The organism is Pseudomonas sp. B1-22, assembly GCF_050474425.1.
Taxonomy (GTDB): domain Bacteria; phylum Pseudomonadota; class Gammaproteobacteria; order Pseudomonadales; family Pseudomonadaceae; genus Pseudomonas.
In genome coordinates this window covers 895,076-914,612 of sequence record NZ_JBCHVH010000001.1, presented here as the reverse complement: position 1 = coordinate 914,612, position 19,537 = coordinate 895,076, and the positions used below count along the sequence as shown (strand labels likewise).

The following is a 19,537-nucleotide window of genomic DNA, read 5'->3' as shown; positions in this document are numbered from 1 at the left end:
CCGATGCAAGCCTCGAACTTTTTCGAGACCGCATCCAGCCTGTTGACCAAGGCCCGGAACGAGGCGGCGCAAGGCCACCTTGAGCGCCCTCGCCGGTCGCGCCGGAAGGGACCATCTACTCTACAAGGCTGACGTACCTCCCCCGAGCACGACGAGGATCTGCACATGCACACGATCACCCGCTGGCTGGGCACCGCCCTGCTCGCCCTGGGCCTGCTGGGCCAGGGCGTCACCGCCGAGGAACGCAAACCCATCCACTTTGGTGAACTGACCTGGGAGAGCGGCAGCCTGATCACCGAGATGCTCCGCCTGCTGGTGGAACAGGGCTACGGCTACCCCACCGACACCCTGCCCGGCAGCACCGTGAGCCTGGAGACGGCGCTGGCGCGCAACGACATCCAGGTCATCGCCGAGGAATGGGCCGGGCGCAGTCCCGCCTGGGTCAAGGCCGAAGCCGCACATAAGGTCTACGGCCTGGGCGATATCGTGAAGAACGCCGACGAAGGCTGGTGGGTGCCGGACTACGTGGTCCACGGCGACCCGGCGCAGGGCATCGCCGCGCAGGCCCCGGAGCTGCGCTCGGTGAGCGACCTGCCGCGTTACCGCGCGGTGTTCCGCGATGCCGAGTCGCCGGACAAGGGTCGTTTCCTCAACAGCCCCACCGGCTGGACCTCGGAGATCGTCAACTCGCAGAAGCTCAAGGCCTACGGCCTGGCGGACAGCTACGTGAACTTCCGCAGCGGCTCGGGCGCGGCCATGGACGCCGAGATCGCCTCGGCCATCCGCCGCGGCAAGCCGGTGCTGTTCTACTACTGGTCGCCCACCCCGCTGATGGGCCGCTACAAGTTGGTGCGCCTGGAAGAGCCGCCGTTCGACGCCGAAGCCTGGAAGACCCTGTCCGACCCCGACAACCCCAACCCACGCGGCAGCCGCTCGCTGCCGGCGAAGCTGTCGGTGGGCGTCTCCGCGCCCTTCCACAAGCAATACCCGGAGCTGGTGGCGATGTTCGAGAAGGTCGACATCCCCATCGACCTGCTCAATGCCGCCCTGGCGAAGATGAGCGAAACGCGCCAGCCCCCGCATGACGCGGCGCGCGACTTCCTCAAGGCCAACCCGCAGGTATGGCAGGGCTGGCTGCCGGCCGAGCAGCGCGCCCGGGTCGAGGCCGCCCTATGAGTTCGGAGTTCCCGCAAGGCCTGCACTACTCCATTGCCGGGCCAGTGAACCAGTGGGTAGACAATCTGGTACTGCACTACGGCGACAGCCTGCGCCAGCTCTCCGACACTTTGCTGCAACTGGTGGTGGCGCTGGAGAACCTGCTGCGCCTCGTGCCCTGGTGGCTGCTGCTGGCGCTGGTCGGGCTGCTTGCCTGGCACGCCGGACGCAGCTGGATACGCGCCCTGACCCTGGTGGGACTGCTGTTCCTGATCGGTGTGGTGGGCCTGTGGGACAAGCTGCTGCAGACCTGCGCGCTGGTGCTGGTCGCCACCGGCCTGTGCGTGCTGATCGGCGTGCCGCTGGGCGTCGCGCTAGCCTACCGGCCCATGGCGCGGCGAGTGCTGTTGCCGCTGCTGGACGTCATGCAGACGCTGCCCAGCTTCGTCTACCTGATTCCGGTGCTGATGCTGTTCGGTCTGGGCAAGGTGCCGGCGATCTTCGCCACCCTGATCTATGCCCTGCCGCCGCTGGTGCGCCTCACCGAACTGGGCCTGCGCCAGGTCGACCCGGCGCTGAGCGAGGCGGCGCGCTGTCTGGGCGCCACGCGCTGGCAGCGGCTGCGCCACGTGGAGCTGCCGGAAGCCATGCCGAGCATCATGGCCGGCCTCAACCAGACGGTGATGATGGCGCTGTCGATGGTGGTGGTCGCCTCGATGATCGGCGCGCGCGGGCTGGGCGAGGACGTGCTGGTGGGCATCCAGACGTTGAACGTGGGGCGTGGCTTCGAGGCCGGCCTTGCCATCGTCGCGCTGGCGGTGGTGATCGACCGGGTGACGCAGGGCTACGGAAAACGCTGAGCGGTGGGATGTCGGAGAAATCTGCGAATGAGATTTCTCTGACAGCAAGAGTGGAATTCGACGCCTCATCAAGCGCGCGCCAATCCACAGAATGCTGCCACCCCAAATGCCCACCGGAGCATTCCATGCCCCCCCTTTCCGCGCTGATCCTGCAGGCATCCGGCCTGCACCGTACGACAGCGGTGACCGCCCTCCACCATCTCGGCTACAGCTTTCTCTCCGAGGTTTCCAGCAACGCCCTGGCGCTGGACAGGTTGCGCGGCGTGGGCGGCGTGCACCTGTTGCTGTGCGATGTGCGCATCGACCCGGTGCCGCGCCTGGAATTTCTCCAGACCGTGGCCCGCGAGCGGCTCGCCCATGGCGTGGTGGTCAGCGGCGAGATGGCGCCGGGCACCTGGTCGGCGCTGGCGCACCTGCTGCAACTGCAGGGCATGAAGGTGTTCTGGCTGGGCAATGAGCCGGCCACCCTGGAGCGCCTGCGGACCCTGCTTAGCGATTTCGCCCTGCAATCCCCGCAGCAGGCCACGGCGCCGTGCGAGCGGGACAGCGTCGACGACGGCGATATCGGCCTGGCGCTGGGGCGCGGCGAGATACGCGCGGCCCTGCAACCCAAGGTCACGGTGGCCACCGCGCAGGTCTACGGTTTCGAAGTGCTGGCCCGCTGGCACCGCGAGGACGGCCAGGTACTGCTGCCCGAGCGGTTCCTGCCGGCCCTGCGTCGCGGCGGCATGCTCGATGCGCTGCTGTTCGACCTCATTGAACAGGCCCAGGACGCCCTGCGGGCCCACGGGCGCACGGACCTTGAGCTGTCCTTCAACCTGGAGGCCGAGCAGATCGCCCAGACCGGCTTCGCCGCCAGCGTCGAGCGCGAATTGCAGCGCCGGGAAATCGACCCGCGAAACGTCACCTTCGAGCTGACCGAAACCTCGCCGCTGCACGCACCGCCGCTGAGCCTGGAGAACGTACTGCGGTTACGCCTGCTGGGTTGCGGGCTGGCCATCGACGATTTCGGCTGCGGCCATTCCACCCTGCAGCGGCTGGTGGAGCTGCCGTTCACCGAGCTGAAGCTCGACCGCGGCTTCCTCGCCAACCTCAACAGCGGTGACCCGCGCCGCCTCACCGTACTGACCAACACCCTGGCGCTGGGCCGCGAACTGGGGCTGCACGTGGTGGCCGAGGGCGTCGAGAACGCCGGCCAGCATCGCCAGTTGCAAAGCCTTGGCTGCGTGGCCGCCCAGGGCTACCTGTTCGGCAAGCCGGTAGCCACCACTGAACTCTCCGGCCTGTTGCGCGGCACGCCGGTACGCCAGCCCAGGGCCGAGATGACTGCCCTCAGGGCCGATTCGGTCGTACGCCTGGCCGACTGATCCCGCACACAAAGAAAAACGGCTGTTGCTGACTTCCTGTCCGCAACAGCCGTCTGAATTGCCCTCAGCAAAGGACTTACGAACTGTAGGCCATTTGCCACTAATTTGCCTTCTTTCTCCTCCCGCATCGGCGTTCCGTACGAAAACTCGCCCGCTGGCGGCGGCCTGCCGACGACTCTGCGGGATGCAGGCAAATGCGCCTGTGCGGCGGTTCCGCTATCCCGTGGCCGGCGACAGCCGCTACCATGCACGGCCGTACCGGCTGGCAGGGAATGTCCAGCCGTTCCTTCCGACCATAACGATTCGATCGCGCCCTCCATGACCCTTTCCCCCCGCCGCTCCCTCCTGCGCATCGCCTTCCTGGCCACCGCCATCATCCTTGCCGCTGCCGCCGGATTCTTCAGCTGGCAGAGCTTCTACCCGGTCCAGGCCGCCGCTGGCTGGCGCATCGAGGTGTCGCAACGCGACGTGAAGAAGGCCGCATCCGTAGTGCCCCTGCCCGACGGTGGCCTGCTGGTCAGCCAGGAGCTGAAGGACGGCCAGGGCAACATCCTGCGCATCACCCCGGGCGGCGAGCGCAAGGTGGTGATCGACGGCCTGTCCAAGCCCGACGGCCTGATCGCCGCCCGTGGCGGCTGGGTGTTCAGCCAGGAAGCGGACGACAAGCCGGTGCAGATGCTCCGGGACGGCAAGCTCAGCACGCTGTTCCAGGGCAATTCGGTGCAAGGGCTGTGGGATGACGGCGACTACCTCTACGCCATCGAGGACCGCCACGACAGCGGCCGGGTGCTGCGCTACCGCTGGAGCGACGGCGAGCTGAACGTGGTGCGCGAGCGCCTCGACGAAGCCGAGTCGATCACCCGCTGCAGCGACGGCCGCCTGCTCTACACCCAGAAGAACCTAGGCACGCTGCGCCAGCTCAGCGACGACGGCCGCGACCCGGAAATCCTCGGCGGCCTGAACAAGCCTACCTTCGTCATGTGCGACAAGCGCGGCATCTGGATCAGCGAAGACTCCACCCACCGCGCGCGCCTGCTGCTGTGGGACGGCAAGGGCGAACCGCAGACCGTGCTGTCCTTCCTCAAGGCACCCCAGGCCCTGGTCCCCGACGGCAAGGACGGTTACCTGCTGGCCGAGGGCGGGCGCAATCGCGTGCTGCGGCTCACGCCGGCGAACTGACGCAGCCGCACTACTCCGCCAGCCCCGGCATCACCAGTCCGGGGATCACCTCGACCAGCGCATCGATGGCCAGACGGACCTTGCGCGGCAACTGAGTGGTCTGCAGCCAGGTGGCGTGGACGCCGTAGAGGAAGCCCGGCTGCTCCGGCAGGAGTTCTTCCAGCTCGCCGGCCACGATGGCTTCGCCCGCCAGCCAGTAAGGCAACCACGCCAGCCCCATGCCGCGAACCGCCGCATCGGCGATGGCCGCCAGATCGTCGAAACGCAGCCGCGAGTTCGGCGCGAACTCCACCGGCGCCTGCCCTTCGCGGGGGAACAGCCAGGGGTTGATCCGCCCGGAGCGGTGATAGACCAGCAACTGATGCTGAGCCAGTTCCTCGATGCCTGCGGGCCTGCCGTGCTGCGCCAGATACGCCGGTGCGGCGCACACCACCATGCGTTGCCGGCCGATGCGGCGGGCTATCACTCCGGCCCGTGGCTCCGGCTCGCCGGTACGGATGGCCAGGTCGATCTGCTCCTCCGCAAGGTCGGTCAGGCGGTCGCTGAAGCGCAGGTCCAGTTCCAGGTGCGGATAACGCTGCGCCAGTTCCAGCAGGACCGGCGCCACGCAGCGCCGGCCGAAATGCACCGGCATGGCCACCCGCAGCCGGCCACGCGGCTCGGCCACCTCACCAGCGGCGAGGATGTCCGCCGCCTCCGCATCGGCGAGCAAGGCGCGGCAGCGTTCGTAGTAGATCCGCCCGGCCTCGGTGAGGCTCTGCCGGCGCGTGCTGCGCTGTAGCAAGCGGACGCCCAGGCGCTCTTCGAGAAAGCGTACATGCTTGCCCACCATGGGCGCGGACATTTCCAGGGCGTCGGCCGCAGCCGCGAAGGACCCGAGGTCCACCGCGCGAACGAACACCGACATACTGGTCAGACGATCCATTCGTAACTCCTGGTTTCGACTCAACGCTTCTATACGCCATTTATTGCCTTTTTTCCATGCCGGATAGTGGCTTTACGTCGAATCACTTTCGTATAGGAGCTTCACATGGACAAAGTCACCGCACGGGCCGTTCGCTTCCACCAGATCGGCGGGCCGGACGTCCTGCGTATCGAACCGCTGGAAATCCGCCAGCCCGGCCCGGACGAAGTGAGCATCCGGGTCAAGGCCCTGGGGCTGAACCGTGCCGAGGTGCTGCTGCGCACCGACCGCTACATCGAGAGCCCGCGACTGCCCTCGGGCCTCGGCCTGGAGGCCACCGGCATCGTCGAGGCAGTGGGCAGCAAGGTTCACGGCTTCGCTGTCGGGGATGCGGTAAGCGTGCTGCCACCCACGTCAATGCAGGAACAGCCAACCCATGCCGAACACCTGGTGGTGCCGCAGGCGCGCCTGGTGAAGAACCCGCCGGGGCAGGCCTGGAGCGATGCCGCCGCCACCTGGATGCAGTACCTCACCGCCTACGGCGCGCTGGTGCAGGTCGCCGGGTTGCGCGCTGGCGACTTCGTCGTGATCACCGCCGCCTCCAGCAGCGTCGGCCTGGCCGCCATCCAGATTGCCCGGCGCGTTGGCGCGGTGCCGATCGCGGTGACCCGCGGTTCGGCGAAACGCGATGCGCTGCTGCAAGCGGGCGCCGCCGAGGTGATCGCCAGCGACGAGGAAGAACTGCGCGCGCGGTTGCTGGAGATCACCGGCAACGTCGGTGCGCGAGTGGTGTTCGACCCGGTGGGCGGGCCGATCTTCGAGCCGCTGACCGCCGCCATGGCCGAGGGCGGCATGCTCATCGAGTACGGCGGGTTGAGCCCCGAACCGACGCCCTTCCCGCTGTTCGAGGTGCTGAGCCGCTCGCTGGTGCTGCGCGGCTACCGCGTCTACGAAGTGCTGGAAGACCCGGCGCGCCTGCAGGCGGCCAAGGATTTCATCGTCGAGGGGCTGGCCGACGGATCGCTGCGGCCGGTCATCGCCCGTCGCTTCGCGTTCGACGAGATCGTCGAGGCCTACCGCTACCTGGAATCGAATCAGCAGTTCGGCAAGGTCGTGGTCACCCTGTAGCCATCGCACACTCCGCCGCGCAGGATGCAGCGGAGCCAGGGTGCCCGTTAACTACCGGCCCGGCGGCCGTTCCGGTGGGGCGGCACGCCGGGCGCATTCTGCGTGCCGCGTCAGCTCAGGGTGGCCAGGTCGATTAAGGCATCGCGGACGGAGTCCGCTCCTACGTTGCATGGACTTCCCTGTAGGACAAAAGCAGGCAGGCACGCTCCCGTGTAGGAGCGGACTCCGTCCGCGATTCGCCGGCAAGGCCGGCGCGTCCAAGGTTCGCGAGCAAGCTTGCTGCTACAGGTTCTCCAGCGCCATCGGCCGATACAGCGGCTCGCAGGCCAGCAGCTTGATACCGGCCGGCGAGCTTTCCAGCAGACGGCGCTCGCCGTCGGCAACCTGCAACTCCAGGACGAAGCCCTGTCCATCTAGCGCGTCCGCGATGGCACGCACGGCGTCGCGCGCCCAGGGCAGGTCGGAGTCGAAATGGCCGAGCAACTGACCGTGGCGCTGGAGGGTGAGGCGGTACTTCTGCATGGGATCTCCTTGGTGGAATCATTGGATGCGACACTTTGTATCGATTCGATACCTTGACGAAGGCTACCCATCTGAACGATTTTGTCCAGGTAGTTTTTGATCGACACCATCCACGGGAGCGTCCATGAGCCTGCCCAGTATTTCCCTCGACACCCTTCTCACCGGCCGCGCCGTGCCCTTCACTCGTCCCGGCTCGCGCAGCGCCATCGCCAAGACACCGCGCCAGGAGTCGCTGTCGATCACCACCCTGGGCCTTGCAAGCGACGAGCAAGGCGACCTGCGCGTCCACGGCGGCGTGGAAAAGGCCATCCACCACTACCCCCGCGAGCACTACGCGCAGTGGAGCGCCGAACTCGGCGAACACCCACTGCTGAGTCGACCCGGAGCCTTCGGCGAGAATTTCAGCTCCCACGGCTGGACCGAGGCGGACGTCTGCCTGGGCGACAGGATTCGTGCCGGCACCGCACTGCTGGAGGTGTCCCAGGGGCGGATGCCGTGCTGGAAGCTCAATGACCGTTTCGAGGTGGCGCAGATGGCCCTGCGCGTGCAGGAGTCCGGGCGTACCGGCTGGTATTACCGGGTGCTGGAGGAAGGCTCGGTGGCCGCCGGAGCGACGCTGGAACTGGTGGAGCGGCGCCATGCCGACTGGCCATTGCAGCGGCTCTCCGCCGTGCTGTTCGACAAACGCGTGGACGCCGATACCCTGCGCCAATGCCTGGAACTGCCGCTCGCGCCCAACTGGCGTCGGACGCTGGAGCGGCGTCTGGAGAATGGCGCGGTGGAAGACTGGAGCCCGCGCCTGCAGGGCAGCCCGAAGACCTGACTCAGGACTCCACGGCGCGCGCCGGAGCTTCCGCCGGAGCACGGTGCAGGCCGATGGCCCAGAGCACGCCGACAATCAGCAGGACGATGGCCAGGGCCTCCATCGGGCTCGGCAGACGCTGCTGGTGCAGGTAGGCGTAGGCACAGGCGAACAGCGTTTCGAAGACGATCAACTGCCCGCCCAGGCTCATCGGCAGGCGACGGGTCGCGGCGTTCCACAGGCCGTTGGCCACCCAGGAGCCGAATACGGCGAGGAACAGCGACACCCAGAGGAACGCCATCCAGCGGTCCGCCGCAATGCCGGTGGGCACCGCCTGCGGCGCGACCAGCACGCCGATGCCCGCCAGCACGATGGCCATGACGCCGGTGACCGCGCCGATCAGCGTCGACCATTCGTGGCTGTTGAAGTGGCTGGCCTTCAGGTAACGCGCGTTGGCCGTGGCGTACCAGGACCAGCAGGCAACACCGCAGAAGGCGCAGACGACGCCAAGGATGCGCTCGCCCGGCGTACCGCCGGCGGCGGTCAGCGCAGTGGGATCGAGGTTGATGCAGAGGATGCCCAGGGCCACCAGCGCCAGCGGGAATTTCATCCGCGAGAGAGGCAGCGAGTCGTGCTCGGAGCGGCTGCAATAGCTGATCGCCAGCGGCATGATGCCGTTGATCAGCGAGGCCGCCGCCACCCCGGCGAACTGCACCGCCGCCGAGAGCAGCGCGAAGTACAGCAGGTTGCCGGCCAGCGACAGGCGCACCAGCATCGACAGGTCCTCGCGGCTGACCCTTCGGAACAGGCCGACGGCCACCGGCAGCGCGATCAGCAGGGAGATGGCGCCGTACAGGGCGAAGCGTACGGAGCTGATCAGCAGCGGGTTGAATTCCGGCACCAGCGACGGCGCAAGGATGACCCCGCCCCAGATCGCACCCGCCATGCCTGCATAGACCACCCCGCGCTTCATCTCCAACAACCTCGTTATATCGGTAAATGCCCAGAAACTGCCGCCACGGTAGCGCCTGTGCTAGCGTCTGACCAAGGATAAATCCGCACCCAGACATTCCCCACAGGAATGTCTCAAGAGATTCACCGAAGAGCCGACCGGAGAACCGCCATCAGCCGCTACCTGCGCACCCTGCCGCCCCTGGAAACCCTGATCACCTTCGAGGCCGTCGGCCGCTGCGGCAGCTTCACCCTGGCCGCCACCGAGCTGTTCCTCACCCAGAGCGCGGTGAGCAAGCAGATGCGCGCGCTGGAGGAGAGCCTCAAGGTGCCGCTGTTCGAGCGTAAGCCGCGCGGCGTCACCCTCACCGCTGCCGGCGCCGAGCTGCTGGGCACCGTGGACATGCTGCTCGACCGCCTGCAGCACAGCGTGCGGCGCATCCGCAATGTGCACCAGAGCAACGCCGTGTCGGTGCTGGCAACCCACGCCCTGGCGCAGTTCTGGCTGTTCCCCAAGCTGATCGAGTTCAACAAGGCGCACCCCGGCATCGCCGTACATGTGCATGCGATCAACGAGATCGACGAGGCCAGCCTGGTGGACTTCGACCTCGGCATCCTCTACGGCGCCGGCGACTGGACCACGCTGAACAGCCAGTTCGTGCTGCCGGAGATCGTCTACCCGGTGGCGCGCCCGGACCTCGACGTCTCCGCCATCCGCACGCTGGAGCAACTCGCCGCCGCGCCGCTGGTGCAGCTCGATACCTCGGCCTGGAGCTGCCTGGACTGGCACGACTGGTTCGGCCACTTCGGCAAGGACTACCAGCCGGCCGAGAGCGACCCGGTATTCAACCAGCTCACCCTCGCCTACCGCGCCGTGCAACAGGGCATGGGCATCGGCCTGGCGTGGAGCTTCATGGCCGACGAGGCGGTCGCCAGGGGCGAGATGCAGCGGGTGACCGAGCATGCGCTGGTGACCGAGCGCGGCGAGTACCTGGTGTCGCTGCGGCACCGCCAGCTGTCACCCTCGGCGCAGCTGTTCCATGACTGGCTGCTGGCGTCGGTGGGGGCGACCTCGGGCTGAGCGGATCGGGCCTCAGCCTTCGCCCTCCTCATGCAACCGCAGTACCACCTGCAACTCCTCGCGCAGCCAGGGCGCTTCGATCTCCGGCAGGCGCTGGCGGATCTGCCGGGCCACCCAGCGCTGGCCACGGCCGATGAAGTCGAAGCGCAGCGCCAGGTCGTCGATGGCCATGGCGCTGGCGTGGAAGTCGCCGATGCCGCTGTCCGGCTGCGCGCCCAGACGCTCCAGGCAGGTGCGCAGGCGCCGGCAGCTTTCCGCCTCGCCCTGGTGCAGGTGTTCCAGGCGCTGGCGGACAGCAGGCTCGTCGGTCTGCCGCAGGCTGTCGAGCATCACCCGAGCACCGGCGCGTTCGGCGCGCATCAGGGTTTGCAGCCAGTCGATGAGGTCGGTGGGGATGGCGGACATAGGAGGTCCCTCGGTGATCGCGAAGGCCCATGCTAGACCGTCCCGGGACGCGGATTTAAATGAATTGAATTGCACTGAAGCAGCAGTTTTTCGAATGCTTGCGCCGCACGCGCTACCTCGTCATTTCCGGCGCCGTGCACGCCAACCTTGATCCTGAGCAAGGCGCGCCAGAGCGCTTGCGTGGCAGTCACAAGGGTTGATATCAAAATTAATGCACTGACGCTGCATTATTATTCGTTTGTTGCATCCTTGCCGTCTGTTCAGACTGTTTCGGCTCCCCCTGCGGCAATTGGTCCCCGCGCCATTGCCCGTCCGCCGGTACCCCTTCGGCGGACAGGGAGCCGTCAGCCAACCGAAGTACGACGGAATCCCGATGGACAGCGCGATACCTCTCGATCACGAAACGACCTACAACTACGACATCGTTCGGCGCTTCACCCTCACCACCCTGGGCTGGGGCATCCTCGGGATGCTCATGGGCGTGTTCATCGCCGCCCAGCTGGTGTGGCCGCAGCTGAGCCTGGAGATGCCCTGGACCAGCTTCGGGCGCATCCGCCCGATCCACACCAACCTGGTGATCTTCGCCTTCGGCGGCAGCGCGCTGTTCGCCACGTCCTTCTACGTGGTGCAGCGCACCTGCCGCGTGCGGATCGTCTCCGACTCCCTGGCCAACCTGCTGTTCTGGGGCTGGCAGGCGAGCCTGGTGGCGATGGTGATCAGCTACCCGCTGGGCATCACCACCTCCAAGGAATACGCCGAGATGGAGTGGCCCATCGCCCTTTGGGTCACGGTGCTGTGGCTGGTGTACGCCTACCTGTTCTTCGGCACCATCGCCCGGCGCAAGGTGCGCCACATCTACGTGGGCAACTGGTTCTACGGCGCCTTCATCGTCGTCACCGGGATGGTCCACGTGGTCAATCACCTGGCGGTGCCGGTGACGCTGCTCAAGTCCTACCCGATCTACTCGGGCGCCACCGACGCGATGATCCAGTGGTGGTACGGCCACAGCGTGGTGGGCTTCATCCTCTCGGTGGGCTTCCTCGGCATGATGTACTACTACGTGCCCAAGCAGGCCGAGCGGCCGATCTATTCCTACCGCCTGTCCATCGTGCACTTCTGGGCGATCATCACCCTGTACATCTGGGCCGGCCCGCACCACCTGCACTACACCGCGCTGCCGGACTGGGCGCAGAGCCTCGGCATGGTGATGTCGCTGATCCTCCTGGCGCCGAGCTGGGGCGGCATGATCAACGGCATGATGACGCTGTCGGGCGCCTGGCATAAGTTGCGCACCGACCCGATCCTGCGCTTCCTGGTGGTATCGCTGGCGTTCTACGGCATGTCCACCTTCGAGGGGCCGATGATGGCGATCAAGACGGTGAACTCGCTGTCGCACTACACCGACTGGACCATCGGCCACGTGCACGCCGGGGCCCTGGGCTGGGTGGCGATGATCTCCATCGGCGCGCTCTACCACATGATCCCGAAGCTCTACGGCCGCGAGCAGATGTACAGCGTCGGGCTGATCAACGCGCACTTCTGGATGGCCACCATCGGCACCGTGCTCTACATCGCCTCGATGTGGGTCAACGGCATCACCCAGGGCCTGATGTGGCGCGCGGTGAACGAGGACGGCACCCTCACCTACTCCTTCGTCGAAGCGCTGGCGGCCAGCCATCCGGGCTACATCGTGCGGCTGATCGGCGGCGCCACCTTCGCCAGCGGCATGCTGCTGATGGCCTGGAACACCTGGCTCACCGTACGCGGCGCCAAGCCGGTGAGCCAGGGCACGCCGGCCACGGCCTGAGGAGCGCGACGATGCTGCTGACACTCACCGGCCTGCTGGCCTGCGCCCTCGCCTGCTGGCGCGCCTGTCGCGGCGACAGCTTCGAGCAGGCCGCGCTGCTGCCCTTCGCCGACGATCCGGACGCCGCCCGGCGCATGACCGCCGCCACCGGCCGGCGCTGCGAGCGGATAGTCGAGCCGCTGCCGGAACCCGCTCCGCCGGATCGCTTCCGCGCCTGAACTTCCCGCCCCAGGGACGGGGCCTCCCGCGTGCCGCCTGCGGCACTTTGCAGGGCTCTTGCCGCAAGAGCCCGTCTTTTTTCCGGACCTTCTTCCAATGCCCTCCCTGACCGGCTGGCGGCAGCGCGCCGCCGCGTACCTTCCCGACATTCCGCACACCCGCCCCCACGAATGGCTGCGCGCATCGATCGGCGCCAGCCTGGCCTTCCTGCTCAGCGCCATTACCTGCGGGTTGCTGTTCGGCTCCTCGGTGGCGCTGCATTTCGCCGGGCCCTGGGCCGCTTCGGCAGTCCTGCTGTTCGCCGTGTCGTCCGGCGCCCTGGCCCAGCCCTGGTCGGTGATCGGCAGCTACCTGTGCGCCTCGCTGGTGGCGCTGCTGCTCGGCTTCTGGCTGCCGGCCGGCGTGGTCAGCGCCGCCCTCGCGCTGGGCCTGAGCCTGCTGCTGATGTACCCACTGCGCTGCCTGCACCCGCCAGGCGGCGCGCTGGCCTTCTGCATGGTCTTCGCCGCGCCGCTGCCCGGTGAACCGGCCTGGATGGCGCCGCTGCCGGCGATCTGCGGCGGCCTCGTGCTGGTGCTGCTGGCGGTGCTGTTCAACAACCTCACGCGCATGCCCTACCCGCGCCGACGGACGATCCAGAAGGACGATCACCACACCCGCGACCCCGCCCCCGGCGAGCGGGTCGGCATCCAGGCCGAAGACCTGGACCAGGCGCTGGACGAACTGGGCGCCTTCGTCGACATCACCCGCGACGACCTCGAACGCCTCGTCCGCAGCACCGAGCGCCACGCCCTGCGCCGCAGCATGGGCGACACCCGCGCGCGGCAGATGATGTCCCGCGACCTGGTCTGCGCCGCCCCGGAAACCCCGGTCCGCGATGCCCTGCGCCTGCTGGTGAAGCATCACCTGAAGGCCCTGCCGATCCTCGACGAGGAGCGCCGCCTGGTGGGCATCGTCAGCCTGATCGACCTGCTCGCCCCCTGGTGCAAGGGCGGCCGCTTCAAGCGCCTGCTCGGCAGCCTCGGCCTGCGCCGCGACCGCGTGCTTGGGCAGGTGATGAGCAGCCCGGTGCTGCATGTCGAGGCCGACGCCCATGCGGTGGAGCTGATCCCGCTGCTCTCCGACCGGGGCCTACATTGCCTGCCGGTGCTCGAAGGCGGCGAGCTGGTCGGGGTGATCACCCAGACCGACCTGATCGCCGCGCTGCACCGGGATCTGCTCGCCCACCTGGGCTAGCCGCACTTTCCGCTAAACTGGCCGCCTGATTCGCGCAGAAGCCTTTGAATGGACATCGACCTCACCCGCACCTTCCTGGAAATCGTCCGCCACGGCAGCTTCGTCGCCGCCGCCGAGCGCATGCACATCACCCAGACCGCCGTCACCGCGCGGGTGCAGAAACTGGAGGCGCACCTCAACTGCACGCTGTTCGTGCGCAACCGCGCCGGCGCGCGCCTGACCCCGGACGGCGAGGCCTTCGTCACCTACGCCAACCAGATCCTGCAGACCTGGGAGTCCGCCCAGCGCGACCTGCCGTTGCCCGAGGGCATCCACAACGTGCTGCACATCGGTGGCGAGGTGAGCCTGTGCAACCCGCTGATGCTGCGCTGGGTCAGCCGCATCCGCCAGGTGATCGGCGACCACGCGGTGCGCGCCGAGATCGGCGACGGCCAGAGCCTGCTGCGCCAGCTGGAACTGGGCGTGCTCGACGCGGCGCTGGTCTACCACCCGACCTACTGGCCAGGGATGCAGGTGGAACAGCTGCTAGAGGAAAAGCTGATCCTGGTGCGCGCGCAGAACCCGGAGCCCTACGTCTACATCGACTGGGGCGAAGGCTTCCGCCAACTGCACGACAGTGCCCTGCCGGAGCTGTCCAAGGCTCCGGTATCCTTCAACCTCGGCCCGCTGGCCCTGCAGTACATCCTGGAGAACGGCGGCTCGGGCTACTTCCGCACGCGGGTGGTGCAGAGCTACCTGGACCGCAAGGTGCTGCGCCGAGTACCGAAGGCGCCGGAGTTCAGCTACCCGACCTACCTCGTATACTCCCGCGACCGCGACTCCCAGGCGCTGCAACAGGCCTTCACCCTGCTGCGCGAGGTGGTGGCGCAGGACCCGGACTGGTCGCAGCGCTGGGACCCGATGATCTGACGGACACCCCCGCAGCGCCGCTGGCAATGCCGGCGGTTTGCGCGACACTTACCTGATATCTCTTACCTGATGGCCCTTCCCCGCCGTGCGCCCCGCGCACCGCCGCGAGCATCGACATGACCGAGCATCCCATCGAGCTGGTACCGACCGGCCCGGAACACATCGAGCTGATCCGCAACCTCTACCAGTTCTACGCCTACGAGTCCTCGGACTGGGAACAGGAGGACGTGGAAGTGGACGGCCGCTTCTACATCCACGAGGAGCACCTGGCGCGCTACTGGAGCGAGCCGGAGTGGAGCGCCAACCTGATCCTGGTCGACGGTTTCATCGCCGGCTTCGTGCTGATCGAGGGCAGCGAATTGCCGGGTATCGACGCGCTGGAGCTGGCGGACGTGTTCGTGCTGAAGAAGTACCGCCGCCAGGGCGTCGGCCGCACCGTGGTCACCCGCGTGCTGCTGGAGAACCCCGGCCCCTGGCTGGTGCGTTACTACACGGGCGACGCCCTGGCAGCGGCGTTCTGGAAGGCCGTGCTGGGTGCCCTGCCGCGTCCGGTCAAGCACGTCGATCCGGGCGACGATCCGCAACTGGCGAGCTTCTTCATCAATCCCTGGACCCACTGAGGGCCTGCTTGCGATCTGCTGCGCGTCGGCCGCCGGGCAACTGCGCAGCAGGATCAGTCTTCTGTCATTTCCGATCATTGAGCAGGTCCGGCGCGCGGCCGTATCGTCCTGATCAAACGACAAGAGCGATCAGGAGGTAATCCCATGTCCGCCCTCAACCTGAACACCCACGCCGCCGCTTCCCTGGAGCGCTGGCACCAGATGGTTGCCCGCAAGGACTTCTCCAACCTGCCGGAACTGCTGGCGCCGAACATCGTGTTCCGCTCGCCCATGGCCCACACGCCCTACCCCGGCGCGCCGGTGGCCGCGACCATCCTCGGCACCGTGCTGCAGGTGTTCGGCAATTTCGTCTATCACCGCCAGCTGGCCACCGCCGACGGCCTGAGCGTGGTCCTGGAGTTCAGCGCCCAGGTCAACGGCCGCGACCTCAAGGGCATCGACATGATCCGCTTCGACGAAACCGGCAAGATCGTCGAGTTCGAAGTGATGATCCGCCCCATGAGCGGCCTGCAGGCCCTCGGCGAGGAGATGGGCCGGCGCCTGGGCGGCTACCTGGCCGCGCAGAAGGCACCGGCGCACTGATAGCCGCCGCTAGCGCCCCTGCCGCTGCTCCAGCATGAACTCGATGAACGCCCGCACCCGCGATGGCACATGTCGGGCGTGGGGATAGATCAGCAGGAAGGGGCGCGTGGTGCCGCCGTAGTCGCGCAGCACTTCCACCAGCTCACCGGCCGCCAGCTCCGCCTGCACGGTGAAGCGATAGGCCTGCATCAACCCGCCGCCATGCTTCACCAGCGTCGCGGTGGCCAGGTGGTCTTCCAATACGGTGCAATTACCGGAGGTTTCCACTTCCACGGCCCGGCCATTGACCCGGAATGACCAGGGCACCGGGCGTCCGGTGCTGGGCAGGTCGTACTGGATGCAGTCGTGGCGGGCGAGGTCGTCAGGCGTCTGCGGCATGCCGGCGCGGCGCAGGTATTCCGGCGTGCCCACGATCACCAGTTCGGCATCTTCCAGGCGCCGCGCCACCAGGCTCGAATCCGCCGGCTCGCGGCCGCGTACCGCGAGGTCGTAACCCTCGTCGGCAAAATCGATGTTGCGGTTGCTGACGTGGATGTCCAGCGTCACCTGCGGATAGCGCCGGCGGAACTCCGGCAGCAGCGGCAGCAGGCGGTAATGCGCGTAGGGCGTTGGCACGCTGATGCGCAACCGGCCGGACGGCACGCTCTGGCCGCCGGTGACCTCGCGCTCGGCATCCACCAGTTGACCCAGGGCCTGGCGGCACTGCTCGAAGTAGTTGCGCCCGCCCTCGGTCAGGCGCATCTGCCGCGTGGTGCGGACGAACAGGCGCACACCCAGGCGCTCCTCCAGGCGCGCCACCGAGCGGCTCACCGCCGCAGGGGTGATGCCGGCCTCGTTGGCGGCGGCGGTGAAGCTGCCGGTTTCCGCGGCGAGGCAGAACAGCTCGATGCTGCCCAGTTGCAGATCGTCGAAATGGCGGGTCATGGCGCAGCCGATTCATTACATGAGGTATCAATTCAAATGCCATGAACCCCATTTTTCAAGTAGCGCTTGCAACCTAGATTGACCTCCACGACGCGGGCACACCGCCCCGCCTCACCTTCAGGAGATTCGATCATGAGCAAGACCGTCATCGTCACCGGCGCCTCCAGCGGCCTGGGCTTCGCCATCGCCGAGGCCTACCTGGCGCGCGGCTACAACGTGGTGGGCAACGCCCGCAGCCTGGCCCGCCTGCAGGAGGCCGCACAGAAGCTGGGCAACCCGGCCAACTTCCTGATGGTGGAAGGCGACATCGCCCAACCGGAAACCGCCCGGCGCCTGTTCGCCCAGGCCACCGAGGCCTTCGGCACGGTGGACATCCTGGTCAACAACGCCGGCATCTTCATCGCCAAGCCGGTGACCGAGTACAGCGAGGCGGAGGTCGAGCGCATCGTCGACACCAACCTCAAGGGCTTCTTCTACCCGTCCCAGGCTGCCGCGCAGCACATGGCCGCCAATGGCTCCGGGCACATCGTCACCATCACCGCCGCCATCGCCATGCAGCCCAACGCCAAGGTGCCGGCGCTGCTGCCGGTCCTGATCAAGGGCGGCCTGAACAGCGCGGTACGCGGCCTGGCCCTGGAGCTGGCGGGATCGCACGTGCAGGTCAACGCCGTGGCGCCGGGGATCATCCAGACCCCGATGCACGCCACCGATGAGCAGACCCGCGCCTTCCTCGGCGGCCTCGCGCCCACCGGCAGGATCGGTAAGCCGCAGGACGTCGTCGACGCCGTGCTCTACCTGACCGACTCGACCTTCGTCACCGGTGCCATCCTCAACGTCGACGGTGGTTCCACCACCGGCACCTGGTAACAAACCCAAGGAGAATCCGAGATGCCCTACGTGAACATTCAGGTCACCGATGAAGGGGTGACCGCCGAGGAACGCCGCCAACTGATCGAAGGCGTGACCGAACTGCTGGAACGCGTGCTGAGAAAGCCGCCGGCGAGCACCTTCGTGGTGATCCAGGAGATCCCCACCGACAGCTGGGGCGTGGGTGGCGAGACGGTCAAGGCGCTGCGGGCGCGGGAAAAGAAACCCGCCGGCTGAGGCTGCGGGCACGCCGGGGGGCCGCCAGGGCCTCCGGCGATTGCCACGCACCATCGTGGTGCTGCTAGGATCGGGGCACACCGTTTCGCCACCGCCGAGGCAAGGAATGCTCGCCGCGCTCAAGCGTTATCCGCTCCAGGTCAACCTGCTGCTCTGCGCCACCTTCCTGCTGACCCTGGCGCGCGGCATCACCCTGCCCTACCTGGTCATCTACCTGTCGACCCGTTTCGACCTGCCCGTCGACCGCATCGGCCTGGTCATGGGCGGTTCGCTGTTCGGCGGTGCGCTGCTGAGCCTCTACGGCGGCTACCTGATCGACCGCCAGCCGGGCTTCCGGCTGATCCTCGGCTTCGGCCTGTGCTTCGTCGCCGCCTTCCTCGGCATGCTGCTGACCCGGCAGTTGTGGCTGTTCTTCGTGTTCCTGCTCGGCTTCAACTTCGCCTATTCGGTCACCGACGTGGTGGTGAAGACCCTGTTCGGCCGCCTGCTCGCGGCGGGGGAGCAGGGCCGCGCCTTCTCCATCCGCTACACCCTGATCAACCTCGCCTACGCCATCGGTCCCTTCATCGGTGCGGCGCTGGCCCATGTCAGCCAGATGCTGCCGTTCATGGTCTCCGCCGCCCTCGGCGTCGTTTTCCTGCTGGCCTTCCTGCGTTACGGCGACCGCGACATGCGCCCGGCCGGGGGCAGCGCGCCGCCCTCCTTCGTCGCGGTGATGGGCGTGCTGTCCAGGGACCATCGACTGATGTACTTCACCGTCGGCGGCGTGCTCACCGCCGTGGTGTTCGGCCAGTTCTCCGCCTACCTGTCGCAGTATTTGGTAAGCACCAGCAGCACGGAATACGCCTACCAGGTGATCCAGACGTTGCTGGGCGTCAACGCGGTCTCGGTGCTCGCCCTGCAGTACCTGCTGGGCAAGCGCATCGACAACGACCACCTGCAACGCTGGCTGATCGTCGGGCTGGGGCTGTTCGTGCTGGGTATCGTCGGCTTCGGCCTGGCGCAGAACGTGGTGCACTGGGGGCTGGCGATGGTGGTGTTCACCCTCGGCGAGATCATCGTGATCCCCGCCGAGTACATGTTCATCGACCGCATCGCCCCGCCGCACCTGCGCGGCGTGTACTACGGCACGCAGAACCTGTCGAACCTCGGCGGCGCCGCCGGCCCGGTGCTGGTCGGCTTCGTCCTGAGCCTGTGGGCGCCGTACTGGGTGTTCGTGATGCTCGCCGGCTGCATCGTCATCGGCGCTTTCTTCTACGTCGCCGGCGCCTCGCTGTCGCCGCCCCGGCCACGGGACTGACGGACCACCCTGCGCGGCTTTTCCGTCCGCCCACGGGACGTGGCGCGGATGGCGACGTTCATCAACCGCTGGAATTTCGGGCAGGCCAGGTGATCCGGCGCCTGGCACTCGGCGGCGTGGCGCAGGCTGTCGCGGATCGCGCTGAGCCGGCGGATGTTGCGGTCCAGCTCATCGGCCTTTTCCCGCAGCAGATCGCGATCGATCACCGGCCGCGCGCCGCCGACGAAGATGGCGCCGATCTCCTCCAGGGAGAACCCCGCCTCGCGGCCCAGCGCGATCAGTGAGAGGCGCGACAGCACCTCGTCGCTGAACACCCGGCGCATGCCGTTGCGGCCGATGGAGCGGATCAGCCCCTTCTCCTCGTAGTAACGCAGGGTCGAAACCGGCAGGCCGGACCAGCGCGCCACCTGGCCGATATCCATTTCCTTCATGCTTGACCTCAAGTCGACTTGAGCTGGAATGCTGTGTTGATCGGAGTTTCA

At 67.4% G+C, this 19,537-nt stretch carries 22 protein-coding genes; 16 read left to right on the top strand and 6 right to left on the bottom strand.

The genetic code is table 11. The annotated features are described in order from the left end of the window. The first annotated feature begins 165 nt into the window (after window positions 1-165). The 4 genes from ACQ5BL_RS04310 (at window position 166) to ACQ5BL_RS04295 (ending at window position 4,561) form a co-directional block, all read left to right on the top strand. On the top strand, window positions 166-1,176 hold the full coding sequence (locus ACQ5BL_RS04310; RefSeq protein ID WP_243804886.1) for an ABC transporter substrate-binding protein: 1,011 nt from the start codon (window positions 166-168) through the stop codon (window positions 1,174-1,176). Beyond that, window positions 1,173-2,015, top strand: coding sequence for an ABC transporter permease (locus tag ACQ5BL_RS04305; RefSeq protein ID WP_243804887.1), 843 nt, complete (start codon window positions 1,173-1,175; stop codon window positions 2,013-2,015). Before ACQ5BL_RS04310 ends, ACQ5BL_RS04305 begins: the two co-directional genes overlap by 4 nt. Window positions 2,016-2,140: 125 nt before the next feature. Continuing rightward, window positions 2,141-3,382 (top strand): EAL domain-containing protein, encoded by a 1,242-nt coding sequence (locus ACQ5BL_RS04300; RefSeq protein WP_243804888.1) that lies wholly within the window; start codon window positions 2,141-2,143, stop codon window positions 3,380-3,382. Between the two features lie 318 nt (window positions 3,383-3,700). Then, window positions 3,701-4,561: a hypothetical protein gene (locus tag ACQ5BL_RS04295; RefSeq protein ID WP_243804889.1), complete on the top strand. Its 861-nt coding sequence runs from the start codon at window positions 3,701-3,703 to the stop codon at window positions 4,559-4,561. Window positions 4,562-4,571: 10 nt separating this feature from the next. Here ACQ5BL_RS04295 and ACQ5BL_RS04290 read toward each other — a convergent pair whose 3' ends face one another. Continuing rightward, complete coding sequence (locus tag ACQ5BL_RS04290) at window positions 4,572-5,486, bottom strand: LysR family transcriptional regulator (protein WP_243804890.1); 915 nt, start codon at window positions 5,484-5,486, stop codon at window positions 4,572-4,574. Window positions 5,487-5,591: 105 nt separating this feature from the next. Between ACQ5BL_RS04290 and ACQ5BL_RS04285 the strand changes: the two genes are divergently transcribed. Further along, entirely contained in the window at window positions 5,592-6,593 is a 1,002-nt protein-coding gene (locus ACQ5BL_RS04285) for a zinc-dependent alcohol dehydrogenase family protein (RefSeq protein WP_243804891.1), read from the top strand. Window positions 6,594-6,875: 282 nt separating this feature from the next. Here ACQ5BL_RS04285 and ACQ5BL_RS04280 read toward each other — a convergent pair whose 3' ends face one another. After that, window positions 6,876-7,115: a cytoplasmic protein gene (locus ACQ5BL_RS04280; RefSeq protein WP_243804892.1), complete on the bottom strand. Its 240-nt coding sequence runs from the start codon at window positions 7,113-7,115 to the stop codon at window positions 6,876-6,878. A gap of 124 nt (window positions 7,116-7,239) precedes the next feature. Between ACQ5BL_RS04280 and ACQ5BL_RS04275 the strand changes: the two genes are divergently transcribed. Next, window positions 7,240-7,938, top strand: a complete 699-nt coding sequence (locus ACQ5BL_RS04275; RefSeq protein WP_243804893.1) for an MOSC domain-containing protein — start codon at window positions 7,240-7,242, stop codon at window positions 7,936-7,938. Between the two features lies 1 nt (window position 7,939). Here ACQ5BL_RS04275 and ACQ5BL_RS04270 read toward each other — a convergent pair whose 3' ends face one another. Beyond that, the gene (locus ACQ5BL_RS04270) at window positions 7,940-8,890 is read right to left on the bottom strand and encodes a DMT family transporter (RefSeq protein WP_243804894.1); all 951 of its coding nucleotides are present in this window, start codon (window positions 8,888-8,890) and stop codon (window positions 7,940-7,942) included. A 108-nt stretch (window positions 8,891-8,998) separates the two neighbouring features. Between ACQ5BL_RS04270 and ACQ5BL_RS04265 the strand changes: the two genes are divergently transcribed. Further along, complete coding sequence (locus ACQ5BL_RS04265; protein WP_243804895.1) at window positions 8,999-9,949, top strand: LysR substrate-binding domain-containing protein; 951 nt, start codon at window positions 8,999-9,001, stop codon at window positions 9,947-9,949. 12 nt (window positions 9,950-9,961) lie between these two features. Here ACQ5BL_RS04265 and ACQ5BL_RS04260 read toward each other — a convergent pair whose 3' ends face one another. Then, window positions 9,962-10,354, bottom strand: coding sequence for a DUF892 family protein (locus tag ACQ5BL_RS04260; RefSeq protein WP_243804896.1), 393 nt, complete (start codon window positions 10,352-10,354; stop codon window positions 9,962-9,964). Window positions 10,355-10,727: 373 nt separating this feature from the next. Here ACQ5BL_RS04260 and ccoN point away from each other — a divergent pair, with 373 nt between their 5' ends. From ccoN to ACQ5BL_RS04230, 6 genes are all read left to right on the top strand, one after another. Beyond that, window positions 10,728-12,161: a cytochrome-c oxidase, cbb3-type subunit I gene (ccoN, locus tag ACQ5BL_RS04255; protein ID WP_207882925.1), complete on the top strand. Its 1,434-nt coding sequence runs from the start codon at window positions 10,728-10,730 to the stop codon at window positions 12,159-12,161. 11 nt (window positions 12,162-12,172) lie between these two features. Then, a complete protein-coding gene (locus ACQ5BL_RS04250) occupies window positions 12,173-12,379 on the top strand; it encodes a hypothetical protein (RefSeq protein WP_207882923.1) in 207 nt (68 codons plus the stop codon). A gap of 97 nt (window positions 12,380-12,476) precedes the next feature. After that, on the top strand, window positions 12,477-13,616 hold the full coding sequence (locus ACQ5BL_RS04245) for an HPP family protein (protein ID WP_243804897.1): 1,140 nt from the start codon (window positions 12,477-12,479) through the stop codon (window positions 13,614-13,616). Between the two features lie 48 nt (window positions 13,617-13,664). After that, window positions 13,665-14,525 (top strand): LysR family transcriptional regulator, encoded by an 861-nt coding sequence (locus ACQ5BL_RS04240; RefSeq protein WP_243804898.1) that lies wholly within the window; start codon window positions 13,665-13,667, stop codon window positions 14,523-14,525. 116 nt (window positions 14,526-14,641) lie between these two features. Further along, window positions 14,642-15,145 carry a GNAT family N-acetyltransferase gene (locus ACQ5BL_RS04235; protein WP_207882917.1) on the top strand — a complete coding sequence of 168 codons (504 nt, stop codon included), beginning with the start codon at window positions 14,642-14,644 and terminating at the stop codon, window positions 15,143-15,145. 144 nt (window positions 15,146-15,289) lie between these two features. Continuing rightward, window positions 15,290-15,727: a nuclear transport factor 2 family protein gene (locus ACQ5BL_RS04230; protein WP_243804899.1), complete on the top strand. Its 438-nt coding sequence runs from the start codon at window positions 15,290-15,292 to the stop codon at window positions 15,725-15,727. Window positions 15,728-15,736: 9 nt separating this feature from the next. Here the strand turns inward: ACQ5BL_RS04230 and ACQ5BL_RS04225 are convergent, their stop codons facing one another. After that, a complete protein-coding gene (locus ACQ5BL_RS04225) occupies window positions 15,737-16,651 on the bottom strand; it encodes a LysR family transcriptional regulator (protein WP_243804900.1) in 915 nt (304 codons plus the stop codon). 132 nt (window positions 16,652-16,783) lie between these two features. On the opposite strand from ACQ5BL_RS04225, the gene ACQ5BL_RS04220 reads away from it, so the two are divergent. From ACQ5BL_RS04220 to ACQ5BL_RS04210, 3 genes are all read left to right on the top strand, one after another. Beyond that, a complete protein-coding gene (locus ACQ5BL_RS04220; RefSeq protein ID WP_243804901.1) occupies window positions 16,784-17,518 on the top strand; it encodes an SDR family NAD(P)-dependent oxidoreductase in 735 nt (244 codons plus the stop codon). A gap of 21 nt (window positions 17,519-17,539) precedes the next feature. Further along, on the top strand, window positions 17,540-17,755 hold the full coding sequence (locus ACQ5BL_RS04215) for a tautomerase family protein (protein ID WP_243804902.1): 216 nt from the start codon (window positions 17,540-17,542) through the stop codon (window positions 17,753-17,755). A gap of 106 nt (window positions 17,756-17,861) precedes the next feature. Continuing rightward, a complete protein-coding gene (locus ACQ5BL_RS04210) occupies window positions 17,862-19,055 on the top strand; it encodes an MFS transporter (RefSeq protein WP_243804903.1) in 1,194 nt (397 codons plus the stop codon). Here the strand turns inward: ACQ5BL_RS04210 and ACQ5BL_RS04205 are convergent. Next, the gene (locus ACQ5BL_RS04205) at window positions 19,010-19,486 is read right to left on the bottom strand and encodes a helix-turn-helix domain-containing protein (protein ID WP_243804904.1); all 477 of its coding nucleotides are present in this window, start codon (window positions 19,484-19,486) and stop codon (window positions 19,010-19,012) included. The genes ACQ5BL_RS04210 and ACQ5BL_RS04205 overlap by 46 nt on opposite strands. Window positions 19,487-19,537 lie beyond the last annotated feature (51 nt).